General features: G+C 70.0%; 9 protein-coding genes. 7 read left to right on the top strand and 2 right to left on the bottom strand.

What is annotated here, in order from left to right; translation table 11 throughout:
• Positions 1-114 precede the first annotated feature (114 nt).
• Complete coding sequence (gene cydD / locus WFI54_RS01955; RefSeq protein WP_336651114.1) at positions 115-1,803, top strand: thiol reductant ABC exporter subunit CydD; 1,689 nt, start codon at positions 115-117, stop codon at positions 1,801-1,803.
• Positions 1,800-3,464: a thiol reductant ABC exporter subunit CydC gene (cydC, locus tag WFI54_RS01950; RefSeq protein WP_336651113.1), complete on the top strand. Its 1,665-nt coding sequence runs from the start codon at positions 1,800-1,802 to the stop codon at positions 3,462-3,464. Before cydD ends, cydC begins: the two co-directional genes overlap by 4 nt.
• Before the next feature lie 52 nt (positions 3,465-3,516).
• On the opposite strand, the gene WFI54_RS01945 is transcribed toward cydC, so the two are convergent.
• Complete coding sequence (locus tag WFI54_RS01945) at positions 3,517-4,293, bottom strand: aminotransferase class IV (protein WP_336651112.1); 777 nt, start codon at positions 4,291-4,293, stop codon at positions 3,517-3,519.
• A gap of 86 nt (positions 4,294-4,379) precedes the next feature.
• On the opposite strand from WFI54_RS01945, the gene WFI54_RS01940 reads away from it, so the two are divergent.
• From WFI54_RS01940 to holA, 5 genes are all read left to right on the top strand, one after another.
• A complete protein-coding gene (locus WFI54_RS01940) occupies positions 4,380-5,690 on the top strand; it encodes an anthranilate synthase component I family protein (RefSeq protein ID WP_336651111.1) in 1,311 nt (436 codons plus the stop codon).
• 116 nt (positions 5,691-5,806) lie between these two features.
• Positions 5,807-8,353: a leucine--tRNA ligase gene (leuS, locus tag WFI54_RS01935; RefSeq protein WP_442918938.1), complete on the top strand. Its 2,547-nt coding sequence runs from the start codon at positions 5,807-5,809 to the stop codon at positions 8,351-8,353.
• Between the two features lie 293 nt (positions 8,354-8,646).
• Positions 8,647-9,747, top strand: coding sequence for a ComEA family DNA-binding protein (locus WFI54_RS01930; protein WP_336651110.1), 1,101 nt, complete (start codon positions 8,647-8,649; stop codon positions 9,745-9,747).
• The gene (locus tag WFI54_RS01925) at positions 9,744-12,479 is read left to right on the top strand and encodes a ComEC/Rec2 family competence protein (protein ID WP_336651109.1); all 2,736 of its coding nucleotides are present in this window, start codon (positions 9,744-9,746) and stop codon (positions 12,477-12,479) included. Before WFI54_RS01930 ends, WFI54_RS01925 begins: the two co-directional genes overlap by 4 nt.
• Positions 12,480-12,488: 9 nt before the next feature.
• Complete coding sequence (gene holA / locus WFI54_RS01920) at positions 12,489-13,496, top strand: DNA polymerase III subunit delta (RefSeq protein WP_336651108.1); 1,008 nt, start codon at positions 12,489-12,491, stop codon at positions 13,494-13,496.
• 179 nt (positions 13,497-13,675) lie between these two features.
• On the opposite strand, the gene rpsT is transcribed toward holA, so the two are convergent.
• Positions 13,676-13,936: a 30S ribosomal protein S20 gene (gene rpsT / locus WFI54_RS01915; protein ID WP_017885049.1), complete on the bottom strand. Its 261-nt coding sequence runs from the start codon at positions 13,934-13,936 to the stop codon at positions 13,676-13,678.
• Between the last annotated feature and the right edge of the window lie 231 nt (positions 13,937-14,167).

Below are 14,167 nucleotides of genomic sequence, written 5' to 3'. Positions count from 1 at the left end.
TATGCGGCGCCTGTGTCGCTCATCAGATGTGAGGTGCAGAACTGCCCTAGACTGCCGTTGGTGAGCCGGACATCGCTCGCCCTTGGTCTGCACGCACGAACCCATAGGAACCCCGTGAAACCACTCGATCCGAGGCTGCTCCGCCACGCACGCGCAGCTCGCGGCGTGCTGCTGATCGGGGCGATGCTCGGTGCCGTGCGCACGCTCGCGATTCTCGCTTGGAGCTGGTTGTTGGCGCAGGCTCTCGCGGTGGCCGTGCTTCCTGTGCTCGGGGGGCTGGGTGGCGGATCGGGCCGCGTTTCTGAGGACGCGCTGCCGCCCGAGCAGCTGCCGTGGCTGCTGCTCGGCGCGCTTGTTGCGCTGGGAGTCAGGTCGGCTTCGTCGTGGGCCATGGATGCTGTCGCGGCACGCGGCGCCGTGCAGGTCAAGTCGCAGCTGCGTGCTGTTGCGCTTGATGTGATCGACGCGTCGTCACCGCTGCGCGAGGGGCCTTCGGATGCCGAGCAGGCGACCATGCTGGGGCGCGGCCTTGACGCGCTCGACGGCTACTTCTCGGCGTACCTGCCCCAGCTCATCCTGACTGCGGTCTCAACGCCGCTGCTGGTGCTCGCGGTGCTGCTCGCCGACCCGGTAAGCGGGGTCACGGTGCTGATCGTCTTCCCGGTGATCCCCCTCTTCATGATCCTCATCGGGCTTGCCACCCAGGCGGTGCAGGACCGCCAGTGGGCGCAGCTGCAGCGGCTTTCGAGCTCGTTTCTCGACGCCGTTTCAGGGCTTGCGACGCTGAAGATTTTCGGCCGCGAGGGGCGGCAGTCGGCGCGCATCGCCCGTGAGACTGGCGAGTATCGTTCGCGCACCATGCAGGTGCTGCGCGTCACCTTCCTGTCAGGGTTTGTGCTCGACCTGGCGGGCACCTTCTCGATTGCGCTCGTCGCGGTGACGGTGGGCACCCGTCTGGTCGACGGTGCGTTCCCGCTCGCGCTCGGGCTGTTTGTGCTGTTGCTGCTGCCCGAGGTGTTCATCCCCATCAGGCAGGTGGGTGCCGCGTTCCATGCTTCGACCGAGGGGCTTGCTGCTTCTTCGCAGGTGTTCGAGCTGATCGAGCGCAGCGCGGGCGGTAGCGTCGCCGAAGTCGCCACGAGCGAGGGAGTGTGTGTCGACGCTGTGGTGCTCCGCCGAGGTGGGCGGCGCGTGGCGGGGCCGCTGAGCCTCAGCGCGGCTCCCGGCGAGTTCGTGGGAATCGCGGGGCCGTCGGGCGCCGGCAAATCATCATTGCTTGCGGCGCTGCTCGGCTTCATTGTTCCCGAAGAGGGGCGGATCGCGCGGCCGGCCGAGGTCGCCTGGTGCGGGCAGCGGCCCGGCCTGCTGCAGGGCAGCGTCTCAGAGAACGTGGCGCTGGGGGAGTCTCGCCCTGACGCGGCACTCGTGCAGCGCGCACTTGGGGCGGTCGGCCTCGCAGGCTTCGACCCGGAAACCCAGCTCGGGGCCACCGGCGCGGGGCTCTCAGGGGGGCAGGCGCAGCGGGTTGCGATCGCCCGCTGCCTGTATCGGGTGTGGATCCGCAACGCACCCTTGCTGCTGCTCGACGAACCCACCTCAGCGCTTGACGCCGACAATGAGGCGCTGGTCTGCCGGGCGCTGCGCAACGAAGCACAGGCGGGCCGCACAGTGCTCGTGGTGAGCCACCGTCCCGCTGTACTCGCCGCCGCCGACAGAGTGGTGCGCATTGCAGCTGCCGTCGACCCCGCCGTGCCCGGCTCTGCCGGCGGCACCACCGCAAGCGGGCAGGAGGGGGACGCATGATCCGCCGCACCACCGTGAACGAAGCGCCGCGCCGCGCCGTGCTCGCGCGTGCCATGCCATCGCTGCGCCGTCGCATCCCTGGCACACTGCTGGGCGTGCTCGCCGACGCCTGCGTCGTCGGGCTGCTCGGGCTCAGCATGTGGTTGATTGTGCGGGCCGGCGAACAGCCGCCGATTCTGCATCTCACGTTCGCGATCGTCGGAGTGCGCGCCCTCGCGATCGGGCGCGCCGCCCTCCGTTACACCGAGCGGCTGTTCAGCCACGACGCGGCGCTCACGCAGCTCGCGACGCTGCGCGCGCAAACCTTCGACGCGCTCGTGCCCCGCGTGCCCGGTGCCATCGAATCGCAGCGGCGCGGCGAGGTGCTCGCTGCGTTCGTCGATGATGTGGATCAGCTGCAAGACGAGCCTCTGCGCGTGCGCCAGCCGCTCCTGGTGAGCGGGGTCGTGGTGCTGCTCAGCCTGCTGCTCATCGCCTGTGCATCACCCCTCGCGGCACTGCTGCTGGCAGCGGTGCTGCTGGCAGCGGGCAGCCTCGCAGTGGTACTCGGTGCACGCCTTGCCGGAGCCGATGACCGTGAGCTCAGTGCCGCCCGCGCCGGGCTCGTCGATGCGTTGCTCGAACGATTCGCCTCTGCCGAGGTGCTTGCCGCTTTCGGTGCGACCGAGATGCAGCGCGCGCGCATCGCCGCCGCAGAGTCGCGACTCTCGCGTGTGCAGTTGCGCCGGGCGCGTGCCGCCGGCCTCACCGGCGGGCTGCTGTCGCTCGGGGCAGGTCTCGCTTCGCTGCTGCTGCTCGTCACGCTGTTGCCCGCGCTCGGGGCAGCACTCACAGCGCCGCTCTTTGCCGCCGTGGTGGTGGTGCCGGCGGCGGTCTTCGAAATCTTCGCGCAGGTGCCGGCGGCGCTCACAGCTCGCAGGGCCGTGCGGGCGAGCGCCGACCGAGTCGCCGCGCTCACCGAGACACCGCTACCCGCCGAGATTCCCGTCGATGTTGCTGCCGGCGTGCCTGAGCCGGTGCCGACCGCCCCCCTGATCACGGTGCGCGACCTCGCCGTGCGGCACCCCGGTGCCGCACGCGATGCCGTCGCAGGCGTCGGCTTCGAACTGCGGGCGGGGGAGACGCTGGTGGTGACCGGCGAGAGCGGTGCCGGCAAGAGCACCCTCGCGCTCGCACTCGTGCGCTTTCTCGACTACCGCGGCAGCTACCGCCTGCGCGGCGTCGAAGCCCGGGAGCTGCCGATCGCCGAGGTGCGCCGCACCGTCGGCCTCTGCGAGCAGACTCCGCACCTCTTCGACGCCGCCCTTCGGCAGAACCTCAAGTTTGCCCGCGACACCGCCGACGACAACGAACTCATGGCCGCGCTCGACCGTGTCGGGCTCGGCGACTGGGCGCGCGATCGGGGCGGGCTCGACGCCGCGGTGGGCGAGCACGGTGCGCTCGTGTCGGGCGGGCAGGCGCAGCGGATCGCACTCGCACGCGCGATCCTGGCCGACTTCCCCGTGGTGGTGCTCGACGAACCCACAGCCGGGGTAGATCGGGAGCTTGCCGATCGGCTGCTCACCGAGCTGCTGGGGGCCGTGCCCGCCGACCGGGCCGTGATCCTCATCACCCACACTGAACTTCCCGCGGGGGTTGAGGCTCGCCACCTCGCCCTGTGAGCGTGCGAGGGCCGAAGCAGAAATAGGCCCGGGCTGCGGTTGCCCCCCGGGGTCAGCGCAGCGGCTGCCAGCAGAGGTCGAGGGCCTCGTGGAACCAGCGCAAGCGCTGCTCCTCGGGGGCGGCCTGCGGCACGCCGTCGATGCTCGTCACGATGCGGATGCCGTGCAGCGCGTTCACCGCCCACACCTCGGAGCCCGCGAGTTGCGCCACCGTGGGCGTGGCCGGTGATAGGGAGCCGCGGCGCTGTCGCTCAGGTTTGCGCCCCAGGAGACGCGCGTCTGCGACCCGCCGCAGCAGCCCCTCGGTGACCGATGCGACGCGGGTTGCGCTCCCTGGCGATGGCGCGTCGGCGACGTAGTGGCCGGAGGCGTCGCCGGGGCCGGTCCACCAAATGAGGCTCGTCGTTGCGCCCTCGACCGCGTGCCCCGCTGCATCAAGCAGCAACGCTTCGGCACCGAGCCTGCGGTTCAGCTCCGCGAGGCGCGAGATGTTCGGGCCTTTGCGTTCGGGATGGTCGAGGCTCACGCCCGGGGCCGAACGCAGCTCGATGGTGTCGCGCAGCTCGGGCAGCGGCCGCAACGAGAGCGAGAGATGGGGATCGCCGCCCGCGCGCTCGGCTTCCCAGAGTTCGAGGCGGGGAAAGCCCGCGCCATATTCGGCGATACGGTCTCTGGCGTCATCAAGGAAGGTGTCGATGCGCGCGCCCCCCTCGGCACCCGGCAGCAGCCCGAGCGCTGAACTCTGGAAGCGGCGCAGATGATCGTCGAGCCCGCGCACCTCCGGGGCGCCCGTGCCCGGATTCGCGCGCACACGAAACGAATCTGCCACGAGAAGCCGTCTGCTCGATGCTGCGCTCACGCGCCCACCCTACCCGCCGCGCGCTCGGCACGGGCTGCTCTCGGTAGGGTGGTCAGGTGACGGGGAGACAGGCCTGGCCGAGCGACGCAGCGGAGATCGCGCGCGTGCTCGCCGCAAGCGGCCGCCCCTGGGCCTGGTTCGACGGGGCAGCCGCAGCCCCCGGAGAACCCCGGGTGAGCTATCTCGGGGTGGCGGCAGAACTGCGGATCGCCGAGTCCGGTCTGGAACGCGAGTTTCTGGCGGGGCTGCGCGCCGCCCCGGGGGGAGTCATGGCGCCGGGGCTGGAATCCGGGTGGGCCGTCGCGCTGAGCTACGAGTTCGGCCTGGCACTGCTCGGCCTCGACCCGATTTCGGGGATCGCAGCGGATCCCGCGCCGCCCGCCTTTGCACTGCGCCTCGACGGCGTCCTCGCTATCGACCACGAGCGCGGCACCGTCGAAGCCCGCGGCGACACCGCGCAGCTCGCCGCCCTGCTCGACTCCTGCGCCGCGTCCGACCGCGCCGTGCACGCCTGTGCGGGTGAGCACGCCGGTGCGTGGCGGCGCAGCTACGCCGAGTACGCCGCGGAGGTCGAGGCGTGTCGATCCGCCATCCGCGACGGCGACGCCTACGTGCTCTGCCTCACCGACACCGCCCAGGCGAGCGGCGACTTCGACCCCCTCGACCTCTACCTGCGGCTTCGCGAGAGCGGCGGTGCCGTGCGCGGCGGCGTCATCGTTGCGGGGGAGCGGGCGCTCGTCAGCGCCAGCCCCGAACGCTTCCTCAGCGTGCGTGGGCAGCGCATCCTCACCCACCCGATCAAAGGCACCCGGCCCCGCGGCACCACCCCGAAAGCCGACAACGCCCTCGCCGCGCAGCTTGCGAACGACCCAAAAGAGCGCGCCGAGAACCTCATGATCGTCGACCTCATGCGCAACGACCTCAGTCGGGTCTGCGCAACCGGCACCGTGGCCGTCGAAGGCTTCCTGCGGGTAGAAACCCACCCGCATGTGCACCAGCTCGTCAGCACCATCAGCGGCGAACTGCGCGCAGGCCACGACATCTTCGATGCCATCGCCGCGTGCTTCCCCGGCGGCTCGATGACCGGCGCACCCAAGCGGCGCGCCGTCGAGATTCTGCGCGCCCTCGAAGGAGGGCCGCGCGGCCTCTACTCCGGCTGCTTCGGGTGGATCGCCGACAGCGGCGACGCCGAACTCGCCATGACGATCCGCAGCATCGAACTGCGCGGAAGCGCGGGGAAGGGCGTCGCGCTGGTGGGCGCCGGGGGCGGGGTCACCGCCGACTCCGATCCGCATCGAGAAACAGCAGAGAAGCACCTCAAAGCAGCCCCGGTCCTAGCCGCACTCGCCTCCTGCGCCACCGCATAGCCGACCGTGGCCGCCCCGCAGGCCGGAGCACCGATCGCACGCCGCATCCGCGGTAGTCTTGAACAATATGTGCGAGCCCGCGGCAGCGGGCGATCCAGAACGAGATCGAGGTGTGTGTGAGCGAGCGGCAAGCGAGCAGCCAGGTGGGCGCAGTCGAGCAGCAGGCGCGAGACGCCGAAGGCTACGACTTCCAAGCGATCCAGGACCGGTGGCTGCCGGTCTGGGACCAGCTGAAGCCCTTCGAAGTGAGCGGCGACAGCGACCGCCCCGCCAAGTACGTGCTCGACATGTTCCCCTACCCCTCGGGCGACCTGCACATGGGCCACGCCGAGGCATTCTGCTTCGGTGACGTGCTCGCCCGCTACTGGCGCGGCCGCGGCTACGACGTGCTGCACCCCATCGGCTGGGACTCCTTCGGTCTGCCCGCAGAGAACGCCGCGATCAAACGCGGCGTCGACCCGCGCGAATGGACCTACGCCAACATCGACCAGCAGAAGGCGTCGTTCCGCATCTACGCGCCGTCGTTTGACTGGAGCCGCGTGCTGCACACGAGCGACCCCGAGTACTACAAGTGGAACCAGTGGCTGTTCCTCAAGATGTACGAGAAGGGACTCGCCTACCGCAAGGCGAGCTGGGTCAACTGGGATCCGGTAGACCAGACCGTGCTCGCCAATGAGCAAGTGCTCGCCGACGGCACCTCGGAGCGCTCGGGTGCCATTGTGGTGAAGAAGAAGCTCACCCAGTGGTACTTCCGCATCACTGACTATGCGGATCGCCTGCTCGACGACCTCGACCAGCTTGAGGGGCAGTGGCCGGCCAAGGTGCTCAACATGCAGCGCAACTGGATCGGTCGCTCGCGCGGTGCCGAGGTCGAGTTCGAGATTGAGGGCCGCGCCGAGAAGGTGCCCGTCTTCACGACCCGCCCCGACACCCTCCACGGCGCCACCTTCATGGTGGTCGCCCCCGACTCCGATCTCGCCGCCGAACTGGCAGCCGGAGCCTCGCCCGAGGCTCGTATGCAGTTTCAGGCATACCTCGAGCAGACGCAGAAGCAGACCGAGATCGAGCGTCAGAGCACCGACCGTGAAAAGACCGGCGTGTTCCTCGACCACTTCGCCGTCAACCCCGTGAACGGTGAGCGCATCCCCGTCTGGGCTTCCGACTACGTGCTCGCCGACTACGGCCACGGCGCGATCATGGCCGTGCCCGCGCACGACCAGCGCGACCTCGACTTCGCCCGCAAGTTCGAACTGCCCGTGCGAGTCGTGCTCGACGTGCGCGACGCCGACGGTGCACAGTTGCCCGACCCCGCAGAGAGCGGCATCGCGCTCGTGGGCGACGGCACCCTCATCAACTCCGCAGAGCTCGACGGCCTTGCGAAGGCTGATGCGATCGCGAAGTCGATCGAGGTGCTCGAAGCGCGCGGCACCGGCCGCGCCGCCACCACCTACCGTCTGCGCGACTGGCTGATCTCGCGCCAGCGCTACTGGGGCACCCCCATCCCCATCCTGCACGGCGCCGACGGCGAGATGAAGCCCGTCGAGCAGTCGGCGCTGCCCGTCGAGCTGCCCTCATCTGAAGGGCTCGACCTCAAGCCCAAGGGCTCGTCGCCGCTGGGCGCCGCAACCGAGTGGGCAACCGTCGTCGACCCTGTCACCGGCGAGAGCTGGACGCGCGACCCCGACACCATGGACACCTTCGTCGACAGCTCCTGGTACTACCTGCGGTTCCTCTCGGCGAACGACGACACGCAGGCCTTCGACCCGGCAGCCGCGAAGCGCTGGGGGCCCATCGATCAGTACGCCGGCGGCGTCGAGCACGCGATCCTGCACCTGCTCTACTCGCGCTTCATCACCAAGGTGCTGCACGACCTCGGCTACCTCGATTTCGAGGAGCCCTTCACCGCGCTGCTCAACCAGGGCATGGTGCTGCTCGACGGTGCCAAGATGTCGAAGTCGAAGGGCAACCTCGTCGAGTTCGCCTCGGAGCTGAGAGAGCACGGCGCCGACGCGCTGCGCGTCACCCTCGCCTTCGCAGGCCCGCCTGAGGACGACATCGACTGGGCAGACGTGTCGGTGCAGGGCTCGGCGAAGTTCCTGGCGCGTGCGTGGCGCATCGCCGACGACATCGAGACCGCCGGGGCGCCCGTCGGCGTGCCATTCACAGGCGGCGACGCCGCGCTGCGCAAGCACACCCATCACCTGCTCGCCGACGCACCCGGGCTGATCGAAGCGTACAAGTTCAACGTGGTGGTCGCCCGGCTCATGGAGCAGGTCAACGTCACCCGCAAGGCCATTGACTCCGGTTGCGGCGTCGCAGACCCTGCAGTGCGCGAGTCGGCCGAAGCAATCGCGGTGATTCTCTCGCTGTTCGCGCCCTACGCCGCAGAAGACATGTGGGCGAAGCTTGGCCACGAGCCCACGGTGGCGCTCGTCGAGTGGCCGGCAGCCGACCCGTCGCTGCTTGTCGAAGCCGAGGTCACCATGGTGGTGCAGGTCGACGGCAAGGTGGGAGATCGCCTCACGCTGCCTGCCTCAGTTACCGAGGCCGAGGCAGAAGCCGCCGCCCGTGCCTCCGCCGCCGTGCAGCGCGCCATCGGCGACCGCGAGATCGTCAACGTGGTCGTGCGCGTGCCGAAGATCGTGAGCATCGCCACGAAGTAGGGCGTAGCGGAGTGGACGCTCGGGAATAGCCGCTCGGGAATAGCCGCTCACTGGGATTGCACTCGTGCCTGGTGCGCTATCTCTGGGATAGCGCTCCAGGCACGAGTCGTTGTAGGGCCTTGCTTCGTGGGTTTTGGTGTTGGGCTCGTGATGTGGGGGATCGTGAGGGCCTGAGTGGCTTCGGCCGCGGGGACTTCGCTCACAGTGGGGGAGTGTCACGGTTATGACCCGACTTTTCCACAGATGCTCGCGGGGCATGCTCAGGGGTGGGCGCACTCGCCTAGCGTGGGCGCATGAGTCAACTGCAGGGGAGCACATCGGGGTCGCCGCGGCACGGCTCGTGGCATGTACCCGAGCCGCCGGGAGCCTTCGAGACGACGGCGGTGCCGGTGGTGTTGGCAGAGGCGGTGGTGCCGGGGTTGCCGGAGCACGCTGCGACCACTCCGGTAGACGTGAGCGGATCCGAGTCGCCGCCCGGTGAAGGGTGGGCCGCGGGGCGCAGCAGCGAGCTCGCAGGGCCGAGCGAGCGGTGGCGTTCAGAGGCGGTGCTGGAACGGGGTCTGTGGCGTGAGCAGCCCCCTGAAGCGGGAGCGGCGCGAGGAGCTCCCGCGGCACTTGAGCGCGAGCCTGCGCCGAGCTTGCGGCATCGCATCACGCGTGCGGTGACGGTGCCGGTTCTGGCGGGCGCGGTCGTGCTTGTGGTTGCAGTGTTGATCGCGATCGCCGTTGCGGCGTTGCAGCCGGGAGGCGCGGGGGTCGATCTCGCCAGCGCCGATACGGGCACCGAGCTGCGCGATGGCGCTGCCGCCGGGGGAGCTGCCGGTAACGGGGGTGCTGTGGACGGGGGCGAATCTTCGAAGCCGGTGGGAGGCGCGGGGGCCGGCGCTGGCACCGGGCCCGGAGGGGGCGGTGAGACGGGGTCGCAGCGGATCTTCGTGCATGTGGTGGGGGAGGTGGCCCGCCCCGGAGTGATCGAGGTGGCGAGCGGTGCGAGAGTGGCCGAGGCCATCGAAGCTGCCGGAGGTGCCTCGGAGGCTGCAGCGCTGTCGGCGGTGAACCTCGCGCGCGCTGTTGTCGACGGCGAGCAGATCGTGGTGCCCAACGCGCAGCAGGTGCAAGATGGGGCGATGCCAGGCGCCCTTGCGACCGGAAGCGGCGGTGCGGCTGGGGTCGGTGGTGCGGCAAGAGATGGCGGCGCGCCCGCGGTGGTCGACCTCAATACCGCCGACGCTGGCGCCCTCGAAACGCTGCCGAGAGTCGGGCCGGCGCTCGCCCAGCGCATTCTCGACTGGCGGGCGGCGAACGGTCGCTTCGCGAGCGTCGATCAACTGCTTGAAGTGCCAGGTATCGGAGCGAAGATTCTCGACGGGATGCGAGAGCGGGTGCGCGTATGAGCGGCCATCTGAGCCCGGTTCCGCGCACCAGCGGGCTCGACCGAGGAAGGCCACCGAAGCTCGTCGCGGCGGGCAGCACTGCGTCGCAAGAGAAGTGCGCGTTTGGCGACGCGCCAGCGCAGGCCGGTGCGCGCATGCGCTCCCCGCCCGGTACCTGGCGGCTGTTCGCCCCCGCCCTGCTCGTCTGGGTGGTGGCGGCCCTCGCGATCGGGTACCCAGGCTCCGGGCGGGTGGTCGCCCTGCTCGCGGGCGGTGCCGGCGTGCTCCTGCTGGTGCTTGCAGGCACTCGGCCCGGGCTCCCACAGGCAGGAAGGGGAACTCTGGCGCGGCTCCGGCAGTTCGGCAGAGTCGGTCTCAGCTACGGGGCGGTGTTCTGCGCTGCGCTGGTGCTTCTGGGCGCTGCTGTTGAGGCGGGCGAGCGAGCGCGTGCCGATCCGCACCTCGATGCGGCGGCAGACGACGGCTCCGCAGTCGACCTGGAGGTGGTGCTGCGTGGATTCCCGCACACTCGCAGTTCAGATGGTGCGGATGGTGCGGATGGTGCGGATGGTGCGGATGGTGCGGATCGTGCGGGGGGTTCGGGGGCAGCCGGATATGCCGGGCCTGAGGGGGCAGAGGGAGCTGCGGGGTCTGCGGGGCCCGCCGCGGGTGCGGGGCCCGGCAGCTTCTCGGGCTGGGTCGCGGCCGGTGTGCGTGTTCCCGGCGGAGAAGCGCCTGTGGTGCTTTGGCTGCAGGGGGCCGCTCCTGGGGGCGAACAGTGGGCGCCTGGCGCTCGGCTCGTGGTGCGCGGGGTGCCGGTCTCACTCGGGCCGAGCTCAGCCGCTGCGTACGGGATTCGGGTGAGTGAAGCGAGCCCAGCAGCTGGGGTGCCCGGGCCGGCGCGTGTCGTGGAGATGGCGGGCCGGGCGGCAGCCGAGTTGCGGGGCGGGTTACGTGAGGCCGCTGAGACGGTGCCAGGAGCTGCGTTGGTGCCGGGGCTGGCGGTGGGCGACACCACCCTCGTTGACGAATCACTCGAACTGCGCATGCAGCACACCTCGCTCACGCACCTCGTTGCGGTGTCGGGGGCCAATTGCGCACTCGTCACCGGTGCGGTGGTGTGGTGCGCAGCCCTGCTGGGCGCGGGGCGCCGCACCCGGATCGTCGTCGCGGCTGCCGCACTCGCCGGCTTCGTGTTCATGGTCGGCCCCGACGCAAGCGTGCAGCGTGCCGCGCTCATGGCCTCCGTCGTGCTGCTCTCCGGGTTCGGCGGCAAACAGGCCGTGGCTCTTCCCGCGCTGGGCGCGGCGATGCTCGTCATGCTGCTTGCAAACCCCTGGCAGTCGCTGCAACCCGGGTTCGCGCTGTCTGTCGCGGCGACCGCCGGGATCCTCCTGCTTGTGCCAGGGCTCGAAGGTGGACTGCGACGACTTCTGCCGATCCCGCGCTGGATGCTGCTCCCGATCGCGGTGGCGCTGTCGGCTCAGCTCGCCTGCGGGCCGCTGCTGTTGCTGCTGCAACCGGGAATCCCGGCCGTCGGCGTGCTCGCCAATGTCATCGCCGGCCCCGCCGCTCCGCTCGGCACCGGTCTCGGTCTGCTCGCCCTCCTGCTGCTCCCGTGGTGGCCGGACGCGGGGGCCGCGGCTGTGTGGCTTGCAAGCCTGCCGGCGCGGTGGATCGCGGCCACCGCCGAGATCACCGAGGGGCTGCCGTTCGCACGCTGGCCCTGGCCGGATGGCTGCCCCGGGGCGCTGCTGCTCACGGCGATCGAGCTGGTGCTGCTCCTCGCCTGGGCGTTCGCAACGCGGAGGCTCGCGCTTCCCGAAGACCGGCAATCCGGCCGTCGGCCGTGGCTTGCGCGGCGACGACTCTCGCTGCGTGCGCGCGTGCTTGTGGCCGTGCTGCTCTGCTCCGCTGGGGGCACCTTCTCGGGCCCTGTGCTTGTCGCTCCGGCGGTGAAGAGGATCGGCACGCCGAGCGACTGGTTCGTCGTGGCCTGCGATGTGGGTCAGGGTGACGCGATCCTGCTGCGCGATCCCGCTGACCCCGGCACGGTGATGCTCATCGACACCGGTGATGAGCCGCGCCTGCTGCGGGCCTGCCTCGACCGATTCGCAGTGTCTCGTATCGCGTTGCTCGTGCTCACCCACGACGACCGCGACCACGTGGGCGCGCTGAGCGAGGTGGTCAGCCACACCGACTCCGCGCTCATAGCGCCCAACGCACAGGAAGACGGCGGCAGCAGGCCGCTGCTCGACAAGCTGCACACCGCAGGCATCCCTTGCCGGGTGGGCGCTGCTGGGCAGCGCGGCGGCGACGGTCTCGCCTGGGAAGTGCTCGCCCCGCGTCACGGGAGCACGCCAGGCGACACCAACGCCGCCAGTCTGGTGCTGCGGGTGCGCGCGGGAGCAGCGACAGTGCTCCTTCTCGCTGACACCGGCGAAGACGAACAGCGCGCGCTGCGCGCGGTCGGCGCCGATCTGCACGCGGCAGTGGTGAAGGTGGCGCACCATGGCAGCCGGGATCAGGATCCGGCGCTGGCCGCCGCGGTGGAAGCAGAACTCGCGCTCGTTTCGGTTGGGGCAGACAATAGCTACGGCCACCCGGTCGCCGAGACTCTCGACGCATTCGCCCTCGTAGGCTCACGCCCGCTGCGCACCGATACGCACGGTTCGATCGCGGTCAGCGGCGAGCCCGGCAAGCTCCGAGTCTGGGGCGAACGCGCTGCGCCTGCCGCAGCGCGGGGCGACTAGGCTTGAGGGGTGGCAGCAGCACGAGGAGCGAAGAGCAAGATCCCGCAGCTCGACTGGACGGAGGCGCGCCCCGCGCCGGTGGTGCTGGTGAGTGGGCCGGAGGCCTTCCTTGCCGACCGTGCCGCCCAGGCGATCCGCGCCGCGCTGCTCGATGCCAATCACGAGCTTGAGTTGCACGATGTCGATGCCGCCTCCTATACGGCGGGTGAGCTGTTCACTATTGCAAGCCCGTCGCTGTTCGCCGAGCCGCGGCTGATCCGGGTCGAGGGCGTCGAGAAGTGCTCCGACGCGTTCATCGAAGACGCGAAGCGCTACATCGCCGAGCCGGCAGACGACACCACGCTCGTGCTGCGGCATGCGGGTGGGCAGCGCGGCAAGACGCTGCTCGACGCGGTGCGTGGGGGAACGGTCGGCGGTATCGAAGTCGTGTGCGCCGAGGTGAAGAAGGATCAGGATCGCTTGACGTTTGCGCAGGCCGAGTTTCGCCGCCTGGGCGCACAGATCACCCCGGGCGCGCTGCGCATGATCGTGGGGGCCTATTCGGGCGGCATCGGCGAGCTTGCGGGCGCCTGCGCACAGCTCGTCTCAGACGCCGGGTCGCGCATCACCGAGGAAGAAGTGAACCGCGCCACTGAGGGGCGGGTCGAGACGAATGCCTTCAAGGTGGCCGATGCGGCGACGGCCGGCCGTGCAGCCGATGCGCTGGTGCTGTTGCGTCAGGCGCTGTCGACAGGCACTGACCCCATCCCGATGCTCGCCGCGCTCAACATGAAGGTGCGGGCGATGGCGAGGGTGTATGGCGCCGTCGGATCGGGCGGTCAGCTCGCGAAGGAGCTGGGCATGGCGCCGTGGCAGGTGGATCGCGCGCTGCGCGAGGTGCGCGGTTGGCGCGAGGAGGATCTCGCGCGCTGTATCGATCTCGCTGCCGAGACCGAGTGGCTTCTCAAGGGTGGCAGCCGCGACCCCGAGTATGCCCTGGAGAAGTATCTGCTGTTCGTTGCGAAGCGCGGCCGGTAGCTCGCGCTCGCGCTCGCGCATCGAGTAGACCTGTTGCTATCGACTCGGCCCCCGAATCGCGCTACAAGCAGGCCGACTCGGCACGACGGGGCCGACTGAGCGGACCCGGGACCGCCCGGGACGCGAAAAGACCCCGCCGCGGCGGGGTCTTTTCGTGAAACTGCTGAAGCAGCTGTCGCTTAGAGCGCGGCCACCTGGGTGGCGAGCTTCGACTTGCGGTTCGCAGCCTGGTTCTTGTGGATGACGCCCTTCGAGACGGCCTTGTCCAGCTTCTTGCTGGCGAGGGCGAGCTTCTGCTCGGCCACAGCCTTGTCGCCGGCAGCGATGGCCTCGCGGGTTGCACGCACGACGGTGCGGAGCTCGCTCTTGTAGGCCTTGTTGCGCTCGGTCGCCTTGAGGTTGGTCTTGATGCGCTTGATCTGCGACTTGATGTTTGCCACGTTGAATAGTGTCCTTTAAATACAGGTTTACGGTTGTTCCGCGCGGTGAGAGAGGGCACCTTGCGGGTTGTGTGGATGTCACCACACGCAAGCCAAGAACCAACTCTAGCAGATCGGCTTTTGAGAAGGCCGCGCAGAGGAGGTTCGTGTCGTGGCGGATCGCGGCGCGTCGCCCCGCCACGCGTCGCCCCGCCGTCTGCGCCGCGACCCTCCGAGGTGCCACCTGGTTCT

Origin of the sequence: Leucobacter sp. MMO-125, assembly GCF_037148395.1 — a bacterium.
In the GTDB taxonomy this organism is placed as follows: Bacteria; Actinomycetota; Actinomycetes; order Actinomycetales; family Microbacteriaceae; genus Leucobacter.
This window is presented reverse-complemented; position numbering and strand designations above follow the sequence as displayed.